The sequence below is a fragment of the Parasediminibacterium sp. HNIBRBA5674 genome, from assembly GCF_056745525.1.
This window is the reverse complement of record NZ_JBQWIE010000003.1, coordinates 56551-79015: the sequence shown is the minus strand read 5'-3', so window position 1 is coordinate 79015 and position 22465 is coordinate 56551. Positions and strand designations below refer to the sequence as shown.

At 36.5% G+C, this 22465-nt stretch carries 20 protein-coding genes and 2 tRNA genes; 11 read left to right on the top strand and 11 right to left on the bottom strand.

Annotation, left to right across the window (positions count from 1 at the left end):
• Window positions 1-9: 9 nt before the first annotated feature.
• Together gatC and ACT9TX_RS02615 are read left to right on the top strand one after the other, a co-directional pair.
• On the top strand, window positions 10-300 hold the full coding sequence (gene gatC / locus ACT9TX_RS02620) for an Asp-tRNA(Asn)/Glu-tRNA(Gln) amidotransferase subunit GatC (protein WP_481336647.1): 291 nt from the start codon (window positions 10-12) through the stop codon (window positions 298-300).
• Between the two features lie 94 nt (window positions 301-394).
• Entirely contained in the window at window positions 395-1105 is a 711-nt protein-coding gene (locus tag ACT9TX_RS02615) for an ABC transporter ATP-binding protein (RefSeq protein WP_481336646.1), read from the top strand.
• Window positions 1106-1593: 488 nt separating this feature from the next.
• On the opposite strand, the gene ACT9TX_RS02610 is transcribed toward ACT9TX_RS02615, so the two are convergent.
• A tRNA-Lys gene (locus ACT9TX_RS02610) sits at window positions 1594-1666 on the bottom strand.
• A gap of 105 nt (window positions 1667-1771) precedes the next feature.
• Between ACT9TX_RS02610 and ACT9TX_RS02605 the strand changes: the two genes are divergently transcribed.
• A complete protein-coding gene (locus ACT9TX_RS02605; RefSeq protein WP_481336645.1) occupies window positions 1772-2446 on the top strand; it encodes a 2-C-methyl-D-erythritol 4-phosphate cytidylyltransferase in 675 nt (224 codons plus the stop codon).
• Here the strand turns inward: ACT9TX_RS02605 and ACT9TX_RS02600 are convergent.
• The 3 genes from ACT9TX_RS02600 to ACT9TX_RS02590 are packed head-to-tail and all read right to left on the bottom strand — an operon-like array spanning window position 2423 to window position 7169.
• On the bottom strand, window positions 2423-3322 hold the full coding sequence (locus ACT9TX_RS02600; protein ID WP_481336644.1) for a hypothetical protein: 900 nt from the start codon (window positions 3320-3322) through the stop codon (window positions 2423-2425). The genes ACT9TX_RS02605 and ACT9TX_RS02600 overlap by 24 nt on opposite strands.
• A 2-nt stretch (window positions 3323-3324) precedes the next feature.
• Window positions 3325-6180 (bottom strand): M1 family metallopeptidase, encoded by a 2856-nt coding sequence (locus tag ACT9TX_RS02595; protein ID WP_481336643.1) that lies wholly within the window; start codon window positions 6178-6180, stop codon window positions 3325-3327.
• 8 nt (window positions 6181-6188) lie between these two features.
• Window positions 6189-7169 carry a Gfo/Idh/MocA family protein gene (locus tag ACT9TX_RS02590; RefSeq protein WP_481336642.1) on the bottom strand — a complete coding sequence of 327 codons (981 nt, stop codon included), beginning with the start codon at window positions 7167-7169 and terminating at the stop codon, window positions 6189-6191.
• A gap of 161 nt (window positions 7170-7330) precedes the next feature.
• On the opposite strand from ACT9TX_RS02590, the gene ACT9TX_RS02585 reads away from it, so the two are divergent.
• From ACT9TX_RS02585 to ACT9TX_RS02570, 4 genes are all read left to right on the top strand, one after another.
• Window positions 7331-7402: transfer RNA gene (locus ACT9TX_RS02585), tRNA-Met, on the top strand.
• A 205-nt stretch (window positions 7403-7607) separates the two neighbouring features.
• The gene (gene era / locus ACT9TX_RS02580) at window positions 7608-8480 is read left to right on the top strand and encodes a GTPase Era (protein WP_481336641.1); all 873 of its coding nucleotides are present in this window, start codon (window positions 7608-7610) and stop codon (window positions 8478-8480) included.
• Between the two features lie 75 nt (window positions 8481-8555).
• On the top strand, window positions 8556-9869 hold the full coding sequence (der, locus tag ACT9TX_RS02575) for a ribosome biogenesis GTPase Der (protein ID WP_481336640.1): 1314 nt from the start codon (window positions 8556-8558) through the stop codon (window positions 9867-9869).
• Window positions 9870-9940: 71 nt separating this feature from the next.
• On the top strand, window positions 9941-10147 hold the full coding sequence (locus ACT9TX_RS02570; protein WP_481336639.1) for a hypothetical protein: 207 nt from the start codon (window positions 9941-9943) through the stop codon (window positions 10145-10147).
• 364 nt (window positions 10148-10511) lie between these two features.
• Here the strand turns inward: ACT9TX_RS02570 and ACT9TX_RS02565 are convergent, their stop codons facing one another.
• Window positions 10512-10808 carry a hypothetical protein gene (locus ACT9TX_RS02565; protein ID WP_481336638.1) on the bottom strand — a complete coding sequence of 99 codons (297 nt, stop codon included), beginning with the start codon at window positions 10806-10808 and terminating at the stop codon, window positions 10512-10514.
• A gap of 157 nt (window positions 10809-10965) precedes the next feature.
• Here ACT9TX_RS02565 and ACT9TX_RS02560 point away from each other — a divergent pair, with 157 nt between their 5' ends.
• Window positions 10966-11154: a hypothetical protein gene (locus ACT9TX_RS02560; RefSeq protein WP_481336637.1), complete on the top strand. Its 189-nt coding sequence runs from the start codon at window positions 10966-10968 to the stop codon at window positions 11152-11154.
• Between the two features lie 97 nt (window positions 11155-11251).
• Here ACT9TX_RS02560 and ACT9TX_RS02555 read toward each other — a convergent pair whose 3' ends face one another.
• From ACT9TX_RS02555 to ACT9TX_RS02535, 5 genes are all read right to left on the bottom strand, one after another.
• On the bottom strand, window positions 11252-12067 hold the full coding sequence (locus ACT9TX_RS02555) for a hypothetical protein (RefSeq protein ID WP_481336636.1): 816 nt from the start codon (window positions 12065-12067) through the stop codon (window positions 11252-11254).
• A gap of 28 nt (window positions 12068-12095) precedes the next feature.
• Window positions 12096-13112: a hypothetical protein gene (locus ACT9TX_RS02550; RefSeq protein WP_481336635.1), complete on the bottom strand. Its 1017-nt coding sequence runs from the start codon at window positions 13110-13112 to the stop codon at window positions 12096-12098.
• Between the two features lie 81 nt (window positions 13113-13193).
• Window positions 13194-13994, bottom strand: coding sequence for a hypothetical protein (locus ACT9TX_RS02545; RefSeq protein WP_481336634.1), 801 nt, complete (start codon window positions 13992-13994; stop codon window positions 13194-13196).
• A 66-nt stretch (window positions 13995-14060) separates the two neighbouring features.
• Entirely contained in the window at window positions 14061-14810 is a 750-nt protein-coding gene (locus ACT9TX_RS02540; RefSeq protein ID WP_481336633.1) for a hypothetical protein, read from the bottom strand.
• A gap of 35 nt (window positions 14811-14845) precedes the next feature.
• Window positions 14846-15616: a hypothetical protein gene (locus tag ACT9TX_RS02535; protein WP_481336632.1), complete on the bottom strand. Its 771-nt coding sequence runs from the start codon at window positions 15614-15616 to the stop codon at window positions 14846-14848.
• Window positions 15617-15896: 280 nt separating this feature from the next.
• On the opposite strand from ACT9TX_RS02535, the gene ACT9TX_RS02530 reads away from it, so the two are divergent.
• Complete coding sequence (locus ACT9TX_RS02530; protein ID WP_481336631.1) at window positions 15897-18146, top strand: Tex family protein; 2250 nt, start codon at window positions 15897-15899, stop codon at window positions 18144-18146.
• Window positions 18147-18223: 77 nt separating this feature from the next.
• Here ACT9TX_RS02530 and ACT9TX_RS02525 read toward each other — a convergent pair whose 3' ends face one another.
• On the bottom strand, window positions 18224-19279 hold the full coding sequence (locus ACT9TX_RS02525) for a DUF6588 family protein (RefSeq protein ID WP_481336630.1): 1056 nt from the start codon (window positions 19277-19279) through the stop codon (window positions 18224-18226).
• Between the two features lie 153 nt (window positions 19280-19432).
• Between ACT9TX_RS02525 and ACT9TX_RS02520 the strand changes: the two genes are divergently transcribed.
• Together ACT9TX_RS02520 and recG are read left to right on the top strand one after the other, a co-directional pair.
• Window positions 19433-19978: a CAP family protein gene (locus ACT9TX_RS02520; protein WP_481336629.1), complete on the top strand. Its 546-nt coding sequence runs from the start codon at window positions 19433-19435 to the stop codon at window positions 19976-19978.
• Between the two features lie 148 nt (window positions 19979-20126).
• Entirely contained in the window at window positions 20127-22292 is a 2166-nt protein-coding gene (gene recG, locus ACT9TX_RS02515; protein WP_481336628.1) for an ATP-dependent DNA helicase RecG, read from the top strand.
• Window positions 22293-22465: the final 173 nt, after the last annotated feature.

Below are 22465 nucleotides of genomic sequence, written 5' to 3'. Positions count from 1 at the left end.
TTTGTTGTTATGGAAGTAACAAATGCTACGATAGAAAAATTGGCACATTTGGCAAGATTACATTTTGCAGATGATGAAAAAGAGGCTTACAAAGCCGATTTGCAAAACATGATTGCTTTTGTAGAAAAATTGCAAGAAGTAGATACTACAGGTGTAGAACCCTTAATGCACATGGGCGACAGCGTAAATGCCCTGCGTGAAGACATTGTACAGGGCAGCGTAAGTAGAGAAGAAGCATTGTTAAATTCACCTGCCAAAGACAACCAATATTTTAAAGTACCAAAGGTTATAAAGAGATAGTCAATTGTCAATAGTCAGTAGTCAATAGTTATGAATCTGTAACCAATGACCAATGACCCATGACCAAAAAAACTCACCATTCACACCTAACCACATGAGCTCAATCATACACTTAGACAATATTCAGAAAGCCTATTTCATGGGCACGCAGGCAATACCAGTGTTAAAAGGTATTAACCTCGATATTTTTAAGAACGAATACGTGGCACTCATGGGGCCAAGTGGTAGTGGTAAAAGTACCTTGATGAATATTTTGGGCTGTTTAGATTCGCCCACAGGCGGTAGATACATATTGAATGGTAAAGACGTAAGTAAAATGCCTGATGATGACTTAGCAGAAGTACGCAATAACGAAATTGGTTTCGTGTTTCAGCAGTTCAATTTATTGCCACGCCTTACCGCAGCCGAAAACGTGGCCTTGCCGCTCATTTATGCAGGCATTAGCAAAAAAGAGCGCCACGAACGTGCTTTAGAAGCTCTAAGTAAAGTAGGCTTGGCCGAAAGAAGCCACCACAAAAGCAACGAGCTAAGCGGTGGTCAAATACAGCGCGTAGCCATTGCAAGAGCTTTGGTAAACAACCCCTCAATCTTATTGGCCGACGAACCTACCGGTAACCTAGACAGTAAAACCTCAGTAGAAGTAATGGGCATTTTCGATAAATTACAGCAAGCCGGCAACACCGTGGTTCTAGTAACCCACGAAGAAGATATTGCTAGCTACGCCCACCGTGTAGTGCGCCTTAAAGATGGCCTTATAGAAAGCGACAAAACCAAAGAAGCTTTTATGGCAAGTTTGCATGGGTAGCTTTTGGGGCATTGCATTGGTCATTGCGTTCTGCTGGTCGGGATTTGTAATCCTGTCCAAATAGCTAAGGATTTCGGTGAGTCATTTTGATATATCATTATTAAGATAAATTTCCTTTAAATCATCTGCAAAAACTGAGTTGTTCGATATTGTGCTTTTCCATATAGGTTGTTTTTACTCCAAAATGTAAAGCTATATCCGTATAGGCTTGAATCTTGACTACTATAAACGCCAATTGGGTATGTCATTCTACCCGATGGTAGTTGTTTAAATGAACTTCTAATAAAGGAGGGCTTTGCAAAACCAATGAAAGAATACTATTGCAGCCAGCTTGCAAAAATATCAAGGCTTAAATTTCGCTGCAACGCAATCATGAAAAGGATTATATGCTTTTACAAAGGTATTTTAAATTGTTTACCCTATGTTCACCCCGAAAACAAAAAAGCGTTGTAATCAATTGATTATCAACGCTTTAAGTGCAATTCCTGTGATTCCGCAGGGGCTCGAACCCTGGACCCGCTGATTAAGAGTCAGCTGCTCTACCAACTGAGCTACGAAATCTTTTTGTTGGGCTGCAAATATAACCCTCTACTTGTCAAAAAGTTCAAACCTTTTTTCAATGCCCATGTCGCTGGCTTTTTATAGCTTGCGGCTTCAAATATTTACATGGAAAAATTTGCCGTTATAGTAGCAGGTGGTAGTGGTTTGCGTATGGGTTCTGCAACACCTAAGCAGTTTTTATTGTTACAAAACAAGCCTTTACTTTGGCATACTATACAAGCTTTTGCTAATGCTTTTGCAGATATAAAAATCATACTTGTGTTGCCACAAGCACATCTAGATTTTGGCAATAACATAGCTGCCATGTTTCCTAAAGTGGCCATTAATGTAACCGCAGGCGGTGATTCTCGTTTTCAGTCTGTAAAAAATGGATTGGCTTTTGTACCAAATGATGCCATTGTTTTTGTGCATGATGGTGTACGTTGCTTAGCTACGCCACAATTAATACAAGCATGTTATCAGCAAGCTTTGATAAAAGGTAGTGCTATACCTGCTGTTGCTGCTACTGATAGTATTCGCATTGCAAATGATGAGGACTCTGTGGTGGCAGATAGAGCCAATGTGCGCATCATACAAACACCACAAACATTTACCAGCAATTTGTTGTTGCCTGCTTTTCAGCAGCCTTACCAAGATGCGTTTACGGATGAAGCAACAGTGCTAGAGGCTTTTGGCGAGAAAGTTTTTTTAATTGATGGTGATTATACCAATCTTAAAATAACAAGACCGATCGATTTACTAATTGCTGAGAAAATTTTAGCGGAAAAAACGAAAAATTGAGTGTTGTAATTGATAATAATAATCTTCTTGCGGACCAAACTGCTGATAAAAAAGCGCCACATTTGGTATATCTGAACCTTCAAAATCAAAAATAAACCCGCTGTTGCAGTGTGTTTTTATTAAATGATTGATTAAAAAATAGGTTGCTCTTTTTTCACGTCCTAAAGTAGTTGGTGCAGCTAGCCAGTAGTATAATCTATTTTTATCTTGTAAAATAATGGCACTTGAAAGAATGGTGTTGCTATTTGTTTCGCATACCTGCCATACTTTAGCCATATTTTTATGTAAAGCTAGTGTAGCAAAATCTGTTGCTTTTTGATACCTGCGTAGCGTGTGTTGCTGCTGCAAGATACCAAAGGCAGCATCGTAAAGTGCTATTGTTGTTGCAATTGTTCCATCTGTATTTATTTTACAACCTCTGTTTACAGCTTTATTAATATTTTTTTTACAATTTTGCGTGTATTTTAGTTGTATTGTGCAGTAATCATCAGTTAATGGTATGTAATAATTACAACGCTTTTTCACTGTCCAACCTGGTATTATCAAATTATCAGAATCTACATTAATGTGCCAGTAATATTTGTGTAAGTAGCTTGTAATTAACTGCATATTTATTTCTATATCTGATTTGGCCATAATAGAAATTTTAGCCATAAAGGGTACATGATATATATATTTTATAAAACCTTTTTTTCGCCAAGGTATTGGTAATACCGCTTCGTAGTCGTTTATAATTAAGCCATCCCAATTATCGCAGAGGGCATTCAAGGCCCAGGTATACATAAATATATTTTGGTGTGCAGAAGCACTTACGCAGGCGTCCCATTTTTTTGTATCAATAACATGTTTTGGCAATATGGTTATTTCTTGCACCATAGTTACAGTGGTATGTATTTACTCAACTTGTGTAAACTTAGTTTTTGTATATCAATGCTGAAAGAAACGGTCTTTAAAAAACTGCCTTCGCCTAGCACCGATTTGTTGTAATCTCTAAATACTTTACTACTTAAAATAGGGAAGTAAACATTTACAACATCCTTTAGTAGCGGTACTTGTAGACCTGCATCGTATAAAAAGCGATTACCACTAGCATTGTCTTGCCAAGCTTCTGCATAAGTACCAATGTCTACAAAAAACTTCAGTGGAATTTTAAAAGGTAGTATTTGTAGTGGGTTAATTTTGTCAGGTATATTACCATCAAAATTTACTGCCATTAACCAATTATCTGTTTTGCCTACTTTGCTACTCAATAAATCTGTGCGCACTTTAAAGAACCCATCACGCTGCATTATTTGCTGACTAGCAAAGCCTTCAAATTCGTTTCTGCCAATAAAATAATCACTATAAGTATAATCTTCATTGCCTTTAGGGCCACTTAGATTTAAATGGTAGCGGTCTGTTTGGTAAGCCGTGATAAAGGTTTTGCTTTGTAGATAAAAGAATTTGCCAGCAAAAAAGCGTGCATTGATACCGCCTTTATTATGCACATAATTAAAGAAATAATTGCCCGTAAAACCTGCCCTTAAAAAGTTACTGCCTTGGTCTATTGTAAGGTTGGCATTAAATGGATACAAAGCCCTTTCATTACTCCAATTAATTTTTAATTGGTTAATGTAAGATTGCTCTGCCTTTGTGTTCGCAACATCAATATTGCCGCCAGGTGTGCTTATTGTTTGAAAACGCAAAGCATCTTCACTTAATAAAAATGTACGTAATTGAGAACTTAGTTTTTCGGTTGAGCGAATATCTTTATTATACAGTGTGTATTTAACTGAAGGCACTATTCTAGTGACCCCTTGAAAAATTTTTGCTTGTTGATTCTCTGGTTGAAAATCATCCATCGTATACTTAGCAATACTTGAGGAAAATTCAAGCCAACTATGTTGCTTAAATACATTGTATGATGCTCTGCCAAATACATTAAAAGCCTTGCTGCCAGTAGCATACATAGGCATTACTAAAAAATTAAACTTTTGTAATGGCACTTGGTAGTTATGTATGTATGCACCTACCATTAGTTTGTCGTACTGATTAATACCAATGGTTGGTGCTATAGAAATTTGCTGCGAGAGATAGTTGGGTTTTAAAGGTGGTAATATTTTAAAGCTAATTGTTTTTTTAGTGTTGGCAAAAGCTTGTGAAGCTGTATTTGCTGTAAATAATTGTTGGTATAAGCTATCAATTTTTTGTGAGCTATTTGCTTCTATCACTTGTTTAAAATCAGCAGGGTAGGGATGTTTAAACTGCCATTGCTGATAATAGTTTTGCATAGCATTTTTAAAAGCAGTAGTATCTAGTTGCTGTTCTAGTTGCTGCATCCATTTGCTAGCTTTTATGTACACATACAAGCCATAGTTTACACTTGTAAAACTGTCACTTGGTTGGTCTATTGGTTGCTCTTTACGAATGTTTTTATAACCTTCTAGCAACACATCTTCAATCTCAAGGTCTAAATTATTGCTGTTCTTTTTAGGTGGATATTGTTGGGCGATGTATTTGTTTTCGTAAAAGGTATTCATGCCTTCATCCATCCAAGCATGATCTCTTTCATTACTAGCCAATGCACCATAAAACCAATTGTGACCTAGTTCATGTGCAATGGTCGCATCTAATTCCTGCCCACCTGCCTGCGTAGTAATCAATGTAATGGTTGGATATTCCATACCGCCACTTACGGTATTATCTGCACCGCTTACTATATTGGCTATGCTGTAAGGATAATCTCCAATTTCATTGCTATAAAAGCGCAAACCTGCTTTGGCATAGCCAATACTTTTCTGCCATTTATTAACGTTCCATGGTGTGTAAAAACTGTATACATCAACCACTTTGGTTTTTAAAATAACCGTATCTCTTTGTACTACAAATTGCTTGCTAGCGAACCATGCAAAGTCGTGTGCATTACTAAATTGGTACTGTAATATTTTTATGTCTTTAGAACTTGCAGGTGCTAGATATTCCAATTGTTTTACTGGCTTTGTCGTTTTCTTTTTAATGGCTTTTTCAAAGAAAATATAGTTGGCTTGCTTGGTAATTGGCTGGCTTGCAAGCTGCTTCAATTTTCTTAATTCTTCTTCATTCTGCAATGCACCAGATGCAGCAACAACATAGTTTTCTGGTACTGTAATTTTTACATCATAATTACCAAATTCACTATAAAATTCACCTTGGTCTAAGTAAGGCATTTCGTGCCAGCCTTTTGCATCGTACACTGCTGGTTTAGGATACCACTGCGCTACTTGATAGCTTTGCCCAACATGACCACCACGGGAAAAATTATAAGGCAACTGTACGTGAAAAGGTGTTGTTATGTTAATGGATTTACCTGGTAATAGTGGTTCTGCCAATAGCACTTTTACAATGTCAATATATAATGGATGCGCTTCTACTTTGGCGGCTGTACCAGCTACTTTAAATGCTAGCTGATTGATATAACCTTTGTTACTGTCAGCAGCAAAATAAAACTCAGTCCTACCTAAGCGTAACATTTGTTCACTAAAGGCAGTTTTATCGTTTTTGTAAGCATTTGGCCATAAATGAAACCAAATAAAACGCAGTGTATCGGGTGAATTATTGATGTATTCTAGTTGTTCAAATGCATCAAGACTATGTTGTTTATCGTTTAATTGTACCTCGATGTTATAATTAACTTGCTGCTGCCAATAGTTATTTTTTTGCGCAGCAGCAAGCAATACGTTACAAATAAGAATAGTTACAACTAAAAAGTATCGCACGCAATGCATTATTGTTTTATTAAACGTTGATTAGCATTAATTTTCTCCAAAATTTGGTGTGCTACTTCCATAGCTAATAGGCCATCAATTTCGCTTACAGTAGTAGGTTTATTGTTTACAATAGCATCTACAAAACTTTCTAATTCTAGTTTTATAGCACTAGCTTGTTGCACCTCAGGGTTAGCAACAGCAATTGTTTTTTTGCCGCTAGGCGTGTCTAGGTCAAACGAGAACACATTCGTGTCGTTAGGCTGTTTTAGCTTAATAATTTCTGTTTTCTTTTCTAAAAAGTCAATACCTATATAGGCATCTTTTTGAAACAAACGCATCTTACGCATCTTCTTCATGCTGATGCGGCTGCTTGTAAGATTAGCCACACAGCCATTGTTAAATTCAATACGTACGTTGGCAATGTCAGGCGTTTCAGTCATTACCGCCACACCGCTAGCTTGTATGTTTTTTACGCCACTTTTCACCATACTTAGTACAATATCGATGTCGTGAATCATCAAGTCAAGAATCACACTTACTTCCGTACCACGTGGGTTAAACTGTGCCAAACGATGCACCTCAATAAACATTGGGTTGATTGGCGTGTTTTTGATGGCTAAATAAGCTGGATTAAAACGCTCCACATGGCCCACTTGCATTTTTACATTGGCCTCACGCACCACATCTACCAATGCTTTTGCTTCTTCCATGGTATTGGCCAATGGTTTTTCTACAAAAACGTGCTTGCCTTTACGTAATGCTCTCATACATACTTCAAAATGCCTATCGGTAGGCACTACCACATCTATAATATCGCAGGCATCAAATAATTTGTCTTCGTCTAAAAAGCGTTTAAGGCCATATTCATCAGCCACTTGCTTGGCAATATCATTATTAGGATCAAAAAAACCAACTAGTTTCACGCCTTTAATTTCCTTCCAATTGTTCAGGTGATACTTTCCTAGGTGACCAACACCAAAAACACCAACATTCAGCATATCAAAAAATTTAGTTTGTAAATATAGCCATTGCAATAAGTGGTGGCTTTGTAATTTGTAAACAGTATGTTGGTAGTGTGTTTTGGAAAATATTTTGCAATTATTTTAAAATAAGTTTGGCTGATGAATTTAGAACCCCTACTTTTGCAATCCAAATAAACCGCGAGATAGAGCAGCGGTAGCTCGTCGGGCTCATAACCCGAAGGTCAGAGGTTCGAACCCTCTTCTCGCAACAGATAACAGAAGCCTCGTTTGAGGCTTTTTTTATTGGTAAGAAATAGAGAGAATAGGAACACGGATGACACGGATTTTAACAAATTGAAGCGGATTTTTTCCTGCACATATATTTTAAAAGCAAACGCTAGTTTTTTCTTTTACTTTTATCTGTGGTAATCCGCCAAAATCAGCGTTATCAGCGTTCCAATCAATTAGCATAACATGAAAGCAGGCTTTGTAAACATATTCGGTAAACCCAATGCAGGCAAAAGCACTTTGCTGAATGCCTTAATGGGCGAGAAAATGGCAATTGTTTCACCGAAGGTGCAAACAACAAGGCATCGTATTAAAGCTTTCTTAAACAAGCCAGACGAATACCAAATTATTTTTTCTGATACACCAGGTATTATTGAAGCGCGTTATAAACTACACGATAAAATGATGGGCGCAGTAAAAAGTGCCCTTGAAGATGCAGATGTTGCCTTATTAATAGTAGATGCTAATGATGATTTTACAGAATGCGATGCAATTTTCTCTGCACTTAAATTAAAAGTACCAAGTATTGTTATTTTAAATAAAATAGATGTTGCAAAAAATGGTAAAATAGCAGAAGCTGAGGCTTTTTTTACAAGCAAAGCTTATTGCAAGCAACTCATTAAAATTTCAGCACTTGAAAAGCACCATTTACAAAAACTGCTAGACGTTATTTTGGCTTTTATGCCTGAAGGTTTTCCTTTTTATAGTGAGGAAGATTTAAGCGATTTGCCTACACGTTTTTTTGTAAGTGAAATCATCAGAGAGAAAATTTACCAACTTTTTGGTGATGAAATTCCCTACCACACTGCTGTATTAATTAATGAATACAAAGAGAAAGATGCGTTAACCAAAATTCAGGCAGATATTGTGGTGAATAGAGATACGCAAAAAAGTATCATTATTGGCGAACGTGGCAAAATGATTCGTGAAATTGGTACATTAGCAAGAGTAGATATAGAAACATTTATACAACAAAAAGTATTTTTAGAACTGTTTGTAAAAGTAAAGCCTAAGTGGCGAGACAATGACATGCGGTTAAAAGAATATGGTTATCATTAAAATGTACGATTTATGAAGTGAGATGCGTAAAAAAATGCATCATACTTGGTACATAATAAAATCTAACATAGAGTTATGAGTTATACAGTAGCAATTGTAGGAAGACCAAACGTAGGTAAAAGTACGTTGTTTAATAGATTTTTAGAACAACGTAAAGCCATAGTAGATGATATTAGTGGCGTTACGAGAGACAGACAATATGGTATTGCCGAATGGAATGGCAAGCCTTTTAACTTGATTGATACAGGTGGTTTTGTGCCTCAGAGCGATGATATTTTTGAGGTAGAAATTCGTAAGCAAGTAAAAATTGCTGTTGAAGAAGCGAATGCCATCATTTTTATGGTAGATGTTGCTACAGGCATTACAGATCTTGACGATGCAATGGCAGATATGCTACGCAGAAGCACCAAACCAGTGTATTTAGTAGTAAATAAAGTAGATAATGGTCAGCGTGAATTAGATGCAACTGAGTTTTATAGCCTTGGTTTTGAAATTATTTATACAGTAAGTAGTATTAGTGGTGCTGGTACGGGTGAGTTGCTAGATGCAGTTGTTGCGCCTATCACACAAGCTGATATTGATGGTATTTTGGCACAGGAAGAATTGCCAAAATTTGCCATTATTGGCCAACCTAATGTGGGTAAATCATCATTATTAAATGCGTTAGTAGGTGCTGAACGTACTATTGTAAGTGATATTGCAGGTACTACACGTGATACCATTCATACGCATTACAACTTGTTTCAGAAGGAATTTATACTAATAGATACGGCTGGCTTACGTAAAAAGACCAAAGAAAAAGAGGATTTAGAGTTCTATTCAGTTATACGTGCTATTCGTGCGGTAGATGAGGCAGATGTTTGTTTGCTAGTAATTGATGCCGTAAATGGTATTACAGCGCAGGATGTAAACATATTTAGCTTAGCAGCCCGCAAGGGTAAAGGTATTGTGGTATTGGTAAATAAATGGGATTTAATGGCCAAAGAAACCAATACTGCACGTGACTACGAAGCCAAGTTGAAACAAAAAATAGCACCGTTTACCGATGTGCCTATTCTATTTATTTCGGCAAAAGAGAAGTTGCGTATTTTAAAAGCTATTGAAATAGGCTTAGAAGTGTATGATAGTAAAAAACGTCGTATACCTACTTCTCAGTTAAACGAGATTATGTTAAAAGCTATCGAATCGTATCATGCACCTGTTGTACGTGGCCATGCGGTGAAAATTAAATTTGTAACGCAAATACCTACACACGTACCTTCATTTGCATTTTTTACCAATTATCCTGACGATATTAAATCACCTTATAGAAACTATTTAGAAAATCAACTACGTAGTAATTTCAACTTTAAAGGTGTGCCAGTAAGAATATTCTTCAGAAAAAAATAAAAAGTTACGTTAAAATTTGGTAGTTTCAAAGTACACCCTATATTTGCAACAAATTTTAAACCAAAATTACAATGAAAAAATTATTCGCAATGTTCGCTGTAGCAGTTGTATTTGCTGCTTGTGGTAGTGGTGCTTCTAAAGATGCTGCTGCTGATTCAACTAAATTAGCTGATTCTATTAAAGCTGCTGATTCTATGAAAGCTGCTGCTGCTATGGATACTGCAAAAGCTGCTATGGATACTGCAAAAGCTGCTATGGATTCTGCTACAAAAAAATAATTTTTTTGTTAGAAAGCATCAACGCAATCTTATTATAAATGCCTCACAATTAATTGTGAGGCATTTGTTTTTTGTACCATTATGTTACACATTTTACACACCATCTCAGGTTGGCTTTTTATCATATCATTGATAATAAAAGTGGTATTGCATTATTGGCTTGATAAAAAGCAACACCAATCGCTACAATTGTTGGCAGTACTACTCGTGCCCAAATACTTCTTTAGTAGTTATAAAAGTGCAGTTGCCGCAAAGTATCAGTCGCATAAAATGGTGTGCAATCTGCTACTATATATATGCTTTATAGCACTGCTTAGCAATATTGTAATAGGTATTCTAGAATATTACTACCAATAACTAGCAACTATCTTACCCAAACACCAGCTACCCATACATCGCCACGTCTTGTTCTGCGCCAGTAACCAGGTATATATCTATAACCAACTCTCGGTTCGGCCCAGTAACCATTTACATACACATATCTACCGCCGCGCCACACCCATTCTGGGGCTATCCAAATAGCTGTAGGTCTTGGTGCTACTGGCCTTACCACCACAGGTGCTATGGGACGAACACTTGCATGAATACGTTGTGTACTACCACAACTACTTATTAGAAAACTGCTCGCTACAATACTTGCTCTAAGAATTATCTTTTTCATAATTGTTGCTTTTAATAGTTACAAAATTGTAATTGCTTGTATGATGCGTTACCATTTATAAGGTTTAAATAGCTAATTGTTAAAAAATTTTGCTATCATCTGTAAGTAAATACTACGTTGTACAATCATTTTTACCTACAACAATAACCAATTCTATATGCGTAAGGTAATTTTACGTTTACTACTAGTAGGCGCAGCTATTAGTGGTATGGCACACTTACAGTCAAACTATTTCTTGACGAGACATACAAATGCTTTTTGTTATTCTGTCTGCCTAGCTTTTGCAAATACCTCTGATGTAATATTTAAAAATAAAATTATTAAAATGATTAAGAATCATACATAAAACCAAGACTTTAATAATCGCATATACAACTGAAAATTGCGATCTGTTGTTACCAGACCTATAAGGTTTCAAAAATCTTATAGGTATCATTACAAATTTATTTACTAGCTAATTGCTTTAAAGTCTCATCCGAACAGGCTATCATGGCTTTGTAAGCTTTATCGTTTTTAATAATGATTACACCTTCAACACAGCCCCAACCTTGGGTTGGTAGAAATTTATTTGCCCAAAATCTTAAAGGCTCAGAACAGTAATTATAAGAAAAAGAGTTGTTGCCATTTACCCAATAAATACTTTCTAGAAAGTTATCGTCGCTAAGCTGCTTACAAATTGCAGCAATGGCAGTTTTACTCAAGTTTACTTTTGGTTCTTTGGTTTTCCAACTTGGGTGCGTGGCATTTTCACGGTTTTCTAGGTAGCTTTTTGCAGCGTTAAATGTTTTGCCAAAGCCTTTGCCAAAGCGGCTTACACCATAGCTATAGCTATCTTTTATGTATTGGGCACTATCAATCATTCTTATTTCTATCAGTACATTTTTATAGTAGGTAAGTGCAAGCGTTGCTGTTTTAGAATGTGGTATTTGCTTAATGGTAAAGCTATTGGTAATAAATACAGCTACATCTGGGCAAAATGTTTTGCCACTATCTGCATAAATGTCTTCTGTTCTTGTTTCGGCGGCATGGGTTTTATTAGCAAGTAATAATTGTTTTGGGTTAAACGCATTGCCAACGTTTACAGAATCGCTTAAACGATATTTAGTTACTGCTTTAAAAGGAAAGCCATAAGCATTGATACGATTAATAGAGTCGCCTAGTTTTAAAGCGTCTATACCTATAATAGGTGTTGGTGTTTGCTGTGCATAGCATGTAAAAGTGGCTATCAAGAAACACAATAGTGCAAGGGGTTTTAGCATGGTGTTGTGTGTTTAAATGATATGAAAATTAGTTGTTTAAATACATTTCTTGACGTGGTGTAACGTTAATTCTAGGTACCAGCTTGGTTTCGTAAACACCATCTACTACTAGCGCTACCACTTTTACATTTACAAATGTGGGTAACAAATTGTCGTTGCTAAAGCAGAAGGCTAAATTGGTTTGTGCTAGTGGTACTCTTACAAAATCATTAGCTAGCTTAGCTTTTTTGAAGTATTGAAATGGCATACCCTGCAAAAACAAAGTAGCGTTTGGTGCATCTGTGAGGCTGTAATTAATTCGGTCGCCACCAGATAGGTATTGCAAATAACTATTTTCACCTAAAACTAAAGCGGCCAAGGGCGTATTGGCTACTGCTCTATTTGCAGTGCGATTGATATTACTGCGTAAAGTATAGGTGGCTTCTTTATACGTTTTACGGCCATCTTCACCAACACCTATATAATAAGCCCAAGCAATAGTACTAGTGGGTAACGCAATATTAACTACCTCTTTGCTAGGTTTACTACTAAGCAATGCGTGAACTTCTACATCCTTATCTAAAATGTCACGTACAGTAGTATCAGATTTTATAAAGAAACGTACTGTTTCTGAGTATTTGGTGGTATCATATCTAGTGCGGTTATACACGGTAGTATTAAATCGTCTTGTGGCTTCGCTAGCAGGTATGCGTTCTATTTTAAACTTACAAACCCTTCCTGCAAATAAATTACTATTTACAAGTCGAAACTTGTAAATGCCTGTTTCTGTAATGTTTAATACTTTATGGTCTATTTTCTGTGTTTTATAATCCATGAAAATAGTTTTAGACGGCATACCTACTATTTCTAGTACGGATAATTCTTTGCCATTTTGTACTTCTAAATCAAATATTAGTTGGTCGCCTTCGGCAAAGCCGTAATAAAAAACTTCTTCTTGGGTTGAAGATACTTTTACCGTATTTTCTGCTACGGTAATAGGTGTTTGTGCGTGTAAATAACTTGTAAATACAGCAAGGGTAATGCTAAGGGTTAGCTGTTTTATCATTTTGGGTTAGGGTTTTGTACAGTATGATTGAATAAAAAGGGCTAATTGTATGTATTTTTCTTGTAAGGTTAATAGTTGCTTTTACTGATAGCTATTCGTGTATTTATTACTTAATTGCTTTAAAGCCTTATCAGAACAAGCGGTCATGGCTTTGTAGGCTTTATCGTTTTTGATAATTATTGCTTCTTCTGCACAAGTATCAGCAGCGTGGTTGTCTTGATGGTGTACATGTTTATCCACCCAATAGTCTGCAGGGTAAGAACAAGTGTTGTAGGAAAAAGAATAATTGCCATTTACCCAATATATGCATTCTATGCGGTGTGTTTCACTCAAATCTTTTGCAATAGAATCAATTGGTACTTTACTCAGGTTTGGTGGCGGGGGCATTTTAGCATTTGGGTTTATTGAATTGCTACGTGCAATTTGATGTTTAGTGTAACCATCCCATTCTTCTGCAAAGCCCTTACCGTATTTTTTTAAGCCATAAATATAGTTGTCTCTAATACGTTTGGCGCTATCAATGATCCTAATCTCTATTAAAACATTTTTGAAGTAGGTAAGTGCGAGGGTTGCTGTTTTAGAATGTTGTATTTGATTGATGTTGAAATTGTTGGTGATAAAAACGGACACTTCTGGGCAAAACGTTCTGCCGCTATCTGTGTATCGAAAAATTTCCGTTTCTCCCGCTTTTAACTTAGTAATAATAGAGTCGCTTAAACGATGTTTTGTTACCGCTATAAAAGAAAAGCCATAATTATTAACTCTGCTAATTGAATCGCCTAATTTAATAGCATCAATACCTGTAATGGGTATTTTGGTTTTTTGTGAAAAGCAAGTAATAGTAACTAATGCAAAACAAAATAGGGTAAGTGTTTTTATCATAGTTTAAGATGTTTATTTCAATAAAAAATGATTGTAAATATCAAGGTTGATGCTAGGAGGAAGATTTTATTCTTTTTTATACGACCATAATTGTTCTAGCCTTTCTGCATCTTGTACAATGCTTTTATTCTCAGATTTTTTTAAAGCCAATACCAATGGGGCTATTTCTTTTAGGTATTTGCTAGTTAATGGCTCTTCCTCGTTTCTAAAACCATTTATTAAATAATTGAGTGCTATTATTTGTCTTTTTGTGTTGTTTGATTGTAGGGCATCTTTCAAGGCACCAATTCTTGTCCAAGTGGCTTTGTTCTTTTGCCACCAAGCAGCTACTGCATCTGCCATTGGTTTTCTCGTTTTAAGTAACGATGCTTTAGTAGGGATATTTATCCATGGTACCTCTTTTTTACCACGGTAAGCGTAAGCGGCTATAATTGCGTATTTTTTCTCATCCATTGATGTTTTATAGCCAAAATCCATAAACGTTAGTTCTTCTATCAACCAGCCAGCCCTTACCGATAGCCAATCTAAATTGTACGGTATTATATAACTATGATTACTTGGAAGTTCAGCTGATGAAGGGTACATTAAATATGGGTTATCATAAATTTTTGTAAATGTATTGCTATACAGTAATGGGATGATTTTGGGAATCGCAGCTTGCTCATACCTTTCTAATGCACGCCTTGCAGGCTGTATTTTATCTCCAAACATAAAGCCTTTGAAATCTTTTATAAGGCTGTCAATTGGGTTTTGTTGGCTAAAAGCACAAGTAGCAAATAGTTGTATTACTATGCAAAGAGATAGTACTCGTTTCATAATTATTAAGGGTTTAAGGGGAAGTAAAAATGGTTTTAATCTTTAGGTATCAAATCATCGCTTGGGCCATATTGCAACAGGTTTGTAATGATGCTTTTGATGTCTTCATCTTTAGTTTGTTCTGAAATGGTTACAATAATGGGTTTTATTTCCGTTTCGTAAACCGTTTTGGTAAGACCATCGCATTTTGTTTTGCCGTAACTAATAAAACTGAGCGCTCTGTAAACATCATTTACATTCGTTGATTGTAGTAATTTTTTTATTGCACCTAACCTCGTCCAAGTGGCTTTATTTTTTTGCCACCAAGCTGCTATTTTATCAGCTTTTATTTTTCTATCTTTTTTTAGTGTTGCAGCAGTTGCAATTTTATCCCAAGTAACTATTCTACTAAAGTTAGGGCCTCTTTTTTCTGTCTTTTTTGATGAATAGCCAAAATCTATAAATGTTAATTCTTCCATTAGCCAGCCAGCTCTTATCGATAGCCAATCTACATTGTAAGGTATAGTAGAACCCTTGCCGTCAATCGATAAATTGGTATTGGCGAAATAGATATAAGGTTCACCAGGATCAAACTTCAGCTTTGTTTCACTATATAACAGTTTGATAATTTTGGGTATTACTAGCTTCTGATAATTGATTAATTCTGTTTTTGCCTCGTTTAATACATTATAATATTGCAATGTTTTAAACGCTATAATTAAGCTATCTATACGTTTATCATCTAGTGATTTTGCAACTTGTTTTTGGCTAAATAATATGGTTGTAGAAAAGCACAACATGAAGCAAAGTGTATATGCACGTTTCATTATAGCAAGGGTTTAGGTATGGGTTAAAAGTGAAGTTATGCGAAGCCTTCAAAAGAAATTATTTAAAATCGTGCCAATTATTCACATAGCCGTAATCTAAACTTTAACTGCCATAAAAAAAGGTATTTTATTAAGGTTGCAAATGCTTTTCCTAGCATCTCTTTTTATGCTAAGCTTTTAGTAGTTCCTTTAAAAAGTTTTACACACTAATTAGATACTAAAGATTGTTTTAGCATATCCAATTACTTTCGCCGCCCTATTATAAAATGCGAGAAAAAATATGAACCAGTTCGATTCAGTGATTGCCTCTAAGCTCAACATAAAACCCATCCAAGTTGCTACCGTTTTGGCTTTATTGGCCGAAGGTTCTACCATACCGTTTATTGCTCGTTATCGTAAAGATGCTACCGGCTCATTAGACGAGGTACAAATTCAGCAAATACAAGACGAAGCGAAAGTGCTGAAAGAATTTGCAGAACGCAAAGCTTTTATTGAAAAAACGATTACCGAGCAAGGTAAAATGACCGAAGAGCTGCAAGCAAAAATTGATAAAGCGCTTACCATTACTGAGCTTGAAGATATTTACTTGCCATACAAACCAAAACGCAGAACTAAGGCGCAAATAGCACGTGAAAATGGGTTAGAACCATTGGCAATATTACTACTTGAGCAAAAAGAGGTTGACATTACTGAAGAAGCGAAAGCCTTTATAAACGATACAGTTGCTAGTGTAGATGATGCATTGCAAGGCGCTAGAGATATTATAGCCGAGCAAGTAAATGAAGATGCAACGGTACGTGCAAAGTTGCGTAAATGCTTTGAAGATACTGCTTTGCTACAAAGCAAAGTGCTTGCAGATAAAGAAACTGAAGCTGCTAAATACAAAGATTATTTTGACTTTAGTGAGCCGATTCATAAAATTCCTTCACACAGAATATTGGCTATTTTACGTGGCTTTTTAGAAGGCTTTTTGCGTATGAGTATTGCACCTGTAGAAGAAGAAGCGATTGAATTGGTAGAAGATATTTACATCACTGGTAGCTTAAATAGTTCAGTTGAGCAAGTGAAAAAAGCCATCAAAGATGCTTACAAGCGCTTGCTACAACCTAGCTTAGAAACTGAGTTTAGAACAGCGTTGAAAACTAAAGCTGATGAAGAAGCAATTACTGTTTTTGCAGAGAATTTAAAGCAGTTGCTGTTGAGCTCACCACTTGGTAGCAAGCGAGTTTTAGCTATTGATCCAGGTTATAGAACAGGTTGTAAAGTGGTATGTTTGGATGAACAAGGCGCTTTACAAACCACAGATTTATTTTACATACACGAAGGCAATAAACAAACCGAAGCAAGCTATACCATTAAGCATTTGGTAAGTAAATACAATATAGAAACCATAGCCATAGGTGATGGTACTGCGGGTAGAGAAACTGAAGGTTTTATTAAGTCGTTGAACTTGGGCTTACCTGTGTTTTTGGTAAATGAAGATGGCGCTTCTATTTATTCTGCTTCTGAAATTGCAAGAGAAGAATTTCCTGATTATGATATTACCGTTCGTGGTTCAGTAAGTATTGGTCGTAGATTGATGGATCCTTTGGCTGAACTGGTAAAGATTGATCCTAAAAGTATTGGTGTGGGTCAGTATCAGCATGACGTAAACCAGTTTCGTTTAAAAGAAAAGCTAGACCAAACGGTGGTAAGTTGTGTAAACCAAGTAGGTGTTAATTTAAATACAGCGAGCAAACATTTGCTAAGTTATGTGAGTGGTATTGGACCAAGCTTGGCAGAAAATATTATTAAGCACCGTAACGAAATTGGTAAGTTTACCGATAGAAGTCAGCTACTAAAAGTGCCACGCTTAGGTGGTAAAGCATTTGAGCAATGTGCAGGTTTCTTGCGCATAAAAAAAGGTGACAACCCATTAGATGAAAGTGCGGTTCACCCAGAAGCTTATGGCATTGTAAAGCAAATAGCCACTGATTTAAGTGTTGATGTAAAAGCATTGGTAGGTAACGAAACCTTACTTAAAACGGTTGAGCCTAAGAAATACGTTACAGAACAAATAGGTGTGGTAACAATTCAAGACGTTTTGAATGAATTGAAGAAGCCAGGCCTTGACCCACGTAGTGAATTAGAGGAATTTGAATTTGCCCAAATATTTAAAATAGAAGACGCCAAAGTTGGTATGGTGGTGCCAGGTGTAGTAACAAATATTACACGTTTTGGTGCTTTTGTAGATATAGGTGTAAAGCAAGATGGTTTGGTGCATGTAAGCGAAATTTCGCATCAATACATTACTGATCCTAATGAGGTTTTAAAGCTGAATGATAAAGTACAAGTGAAAATTTTAGAGGTAGATATTCCTCGTAAGCGAATTGCTTTATCTATTAAACAAACACAAGAAGCGCCAGCTAGAAAAGGTACAGGTAATAAGTTTCAAGGCGCAAATAACAAGCCTGTGGCTAAAACCGAAGATGTAAGCAACATGAACATGAACGATGCTTTGAGTATGTTGAAGAAGCGTTTTGGTAAATAATATCACAAGGCCTATTATAAAATAAAAATGCCGCTAGTTGTTACAACTAGCGGCATTTTTATTGGTACAAAGTTTATTTATCTAAACGAAAAAGCAGCACCTATAGATGCACCATTGTAAGTAGCAAAAGTATAATCTGCATACACTTTAAAAAAGAAAATATTAACTCTAGCGCCCCAAGTATTGGTAATACCGCTACCAGTATAGCCAAGTGCAATAGGGTCAGTAACAGTAACAGTTTGTGGGCCAATAATAGTTTGGTAGGTAGTAGTATAATCACCTTTTAGACTAAGGTTAGATTTACCACTTATGTAGCCAACTGATGTGTATAATTCAAGAAAAGAAAATTTAGCAGATACAATACCCTGAACGGTAAGTGCAGAAATATCAAAGTCTGCTACAGCATTGCCTTTAGGGTTTTGTACCGAGCTGCCAGAATTAAATACAGGCTTGTAAGAAGCTGTTGATTTAGTATAACCTACTAATCCTGAAATATGTAAAAACGGTACTTTTTTAATAAATGGTAAATAGTTAGAAAACTCATGTTGCAAGGCAACGCCAGTTACCCCAACTTCAACATTACTAAAACTGGTTTTAGGAAAATAACGCACTTTTAAATCTGTGTGTTTAAACAAGCCAATACCAATTTGCGCTACAGGTAATGGCGATGCCAGTGGTAAAAAAGATAGGTTCTTCTTTAAATCGTCACCAATACCGCTAGGTGCAGTAAAAGTGGTAGTTGCAGTTTGGCCATTTACAGTAGTAGTTACTCTTAAATCTTCCTTACCAGAACCACCCACAAAAGTCGGTAAAGTAGCAGACGTTTTAGAAACATCATTTAATTTAAGCGAACTGTAGTCAGAGTTTTTAAAAGTAAAGCTTTCTTTACCCGATGGTATTAATGCAAATTGTCCGCTAAAAGATAAATCGAAACCTAACAATTTGTGTGTTCTAGCTGTGCTAAACCAGCCACGAGATTGGTTATAAATTTCACTTTCGCCAAAAGGTTTCATGTATTCTGTTGCATACTTGTTGGCATCAGGTAATGATGCCGCTACTATTGACCCAAAGTCTTGCGCTTTTGCAAGGTAACTAGCACAAATGCTTAGTGCTAAGAAGGTAATTTTTTTCATAAATTGAAAGTTTTTTTGGTTGATGTTATTGCAAATTAACAAATTGTTTTTTGATTTTATCCATCTGTATCACAAGATGGGTTTATATTTTTTTTAACGTTACTATTTTACTAGTAACGAGTAATTTCAGTTTTAAGTTTGCTAACCATCACAATGAAATCAATTATGTTAAAATATCTTCTAACCATTATAATTCTTGTCAATTGTGTATTTGCAAATGCGCAAACAGTTACACAAACTGGTAGTAAAATTTCAGCACAGCAAGCGCAAGAAGTGTTGCAGCATCACAATAAAGTACGTGAGAAAGTTGGCGCTCCTGCATTGGTTTGGAACAAACAACTAGCCGCTTACGCACAGCAATGGGCAGATTATTTAGCCAATAATAATAATTGCAAAATGAAGCATAGAGATAAGCCGGGTGAAGGTGATAAAGCCTATGGAGAGAACATATTTTGGGGCAGTTCAAGTGATTATTATAAACCTATTGATGCGTCATTATCTTGGTACGATGAGATAAAATTCTTCAAGTATCAAAAGCTAAACGACAACAATTGGCACAAAACAGGACATTATACACAAATGGTGTGGAAAGACACCAAAGAAGTGGGTGTTGGTGTGGCAGTTTGCCCCAATGGTGGTCTAATTGTAGTGGCAAATTATTATCCTGGTGGTAATGTGATGACGCAATATCCTTATTAGACAAGTTTGCCCCAGCCCTAAAGGGAGTTATTAAAAACAGAGCAAAGTAGCAAGTAAGATTTCAGTGTTTTGATATTGTGCTATCAGATTTTATGATTTTAAAAGGCGATAAATTACGAATAAAAGAAGTTTTTCTCTGTGTGCTTCTTTGCTTTGTGGTAAAACAAATCCCGATATTTGCCCATTACCAATACGCAGCATTATCAGCCAACTTGCATCTATATTAGCGTCGCCAATTGAGTACCTAAAAGGTGTAGGGCCATTGCGTGGCGATTTACTGAAAAAAGAATTGAGCATTTACACTTTTGGCGATTTGCTTGAACATTTTCCTATCAGGCATATTGATAAAACCAAGATCAGTCGTATAGCAGATATTCATCCTGATACTGAATACATACAAGTGGTTGGTAAACTATTGTTTTTTGAAACGATAGGTGAAAACAGAGCGAAGCGTTTAGTAGCGCAACTGCGTGATGGTAGCGGTAGTCTTGAGTTGGCTTGGTTTCAAGGTATTAGTTGGGTGCAAAAAAACTTAACGCTTGGTGTAGATTATTTGGTGTTTGGTAAAGTGGGCTTTTTTAATGGTAAGCCACAAATTGTTCACCCAGAAATAGAAGCGTTTGTGCCAGCAGTTGCAGGTGCAAAAACGCATTTAGAACCAGTATATCCTAGCACCGAAAAGCTGAAAGCAAGAGGCTTTAGCGGTAGGCAAATTGGTAAGCTAACACAACAATTGGTAGCCCAAATTCAGCCGAAAGACATTCAGGAAAATATACCTATTTATTTGTTAGAACGTTTGCAACTAATGCCACGCTTTTTAGCAGTACGAGCCACGCATTTTCCTACATCTATTCAAGAATACGAGAAAGCCATTTACAGACTAAAATTTGAAGAGTTTTTTATAGCACAAGTACGGTTAAACTTAGTGCGACTGCAAAGGCATAAAAGCAGCCGTGGTGTGGTTTTTGAAAAAGTGGGTGACTTGTTTAATGACTTTTACAACCACCATTTACCTTTTCAGTTAACCGGTGCACAAAAACGTGTATTAAAAGAAATAAGAACCGATACAGCACGTGGCCACCAAATGAACCGCTTGCTGCAAGGTGATGTAGGTAGTGGTAAAACCATTGTGGCATTGCTAAGCATGTTACTAGCGGCTGACAATGGCTACCAAAGTTGCCTAATGGCACCAACAGAAATATTAGCGCAGCAACACTTTGCGGGGTTAAGTTCTTTATTAAAAGATATGCCAATTAAAATTGACATTCTTACAGGCAACACTAAAACAAAAAGGCGCAGAGAAATTTTAGCTGCGTTGGCAGATGGTAGTTTACATTTTATCATTGGTACACATGCGTTAATTGAAGACCCCGTAGTGTTTAAAAATCTTGGGTTTGTGGTGGTAGATGAGCAGCATAAGTTTGGTGTGGCGCAACGTGCCAAACTTTGGCAAAAAGCAACAGTACCACCGCATGTATTAGTAATGACGGCAACACCAATACCACGTACTTTAGCCATGACTGCCTACGGCGATTTAGATTATAGTGTAATAGATGAATTACCACCAGGCAGGCAACCTATCACTACGGTGCATCGTTTTGAACAAGCAAGGGCAAGTGTAATGGAATTTATACGCACAGAAGTAGAAATTGGTAGGCAGGCTTATATCATTTACCCACTAATAGAAGAAAGTGAGAAAATGAGTTATGAGGATTTAATGCAAGGCTACGAGCAAGTAAAAAGCGTTTTTCCTGAACCCAAATACTTAATAAGTATGGTGCATGGTAGACAAGCACCTGACCTTAAAGAAGCCAATATGCAACGCTTTGTAAAGGGCGAAACTAATATTATGGTAAGCACTACGGTAATTGAGGTGGGTGTAAATGTGCCTAATGCCAGTGTAATGGTAATTGAGAGTACCGAAAAATTTGGTTTATCGCAGTTGCACCAGCTACGTGGCAGGGTAGGTAGGGGTAGTGAGAAAAGTTTTTGCATTCTTTTAACAGGTAGTAAAGTCAGCAAAGAAGGCCGTGAGCGTATCAAGATAATGTGCGCTACCAACGATGGCTTTTTGATAGCAGAGAAAGATTTGGAGCTACGTGGGCCTGGTGATATTGAAGGTACAAGGCAAAGTGGAGCTTTAAACTTTAAGTTAGCTTCAATTGTAAATGATAAGGAATTACTAGAGCTAGCTAAAAAAGAGGCAGAAGAACTACTAGACAGAGATGTAGATTTAATTCTGGCAGAAAATTTGGTGCTAAAACAATTTTTACAGCAGCAAAAGGGGAAAACTGGGTGGAGTAAAATTTCGTAGTTTTTAGCCACTGAAGCACAGAATATTTTACCCGTAGAAGACATAGACATGCACAGAAATTTAGTTCTGGTATTGTTTTATTTGAGAGAGTTATTTTTAGCGTCTAAGATTTTCTCTGAGTTTCTGTGCATCTGTGGCAATAAAAAAAGTTCAGCGAAGTTCGCGGAAGCAAA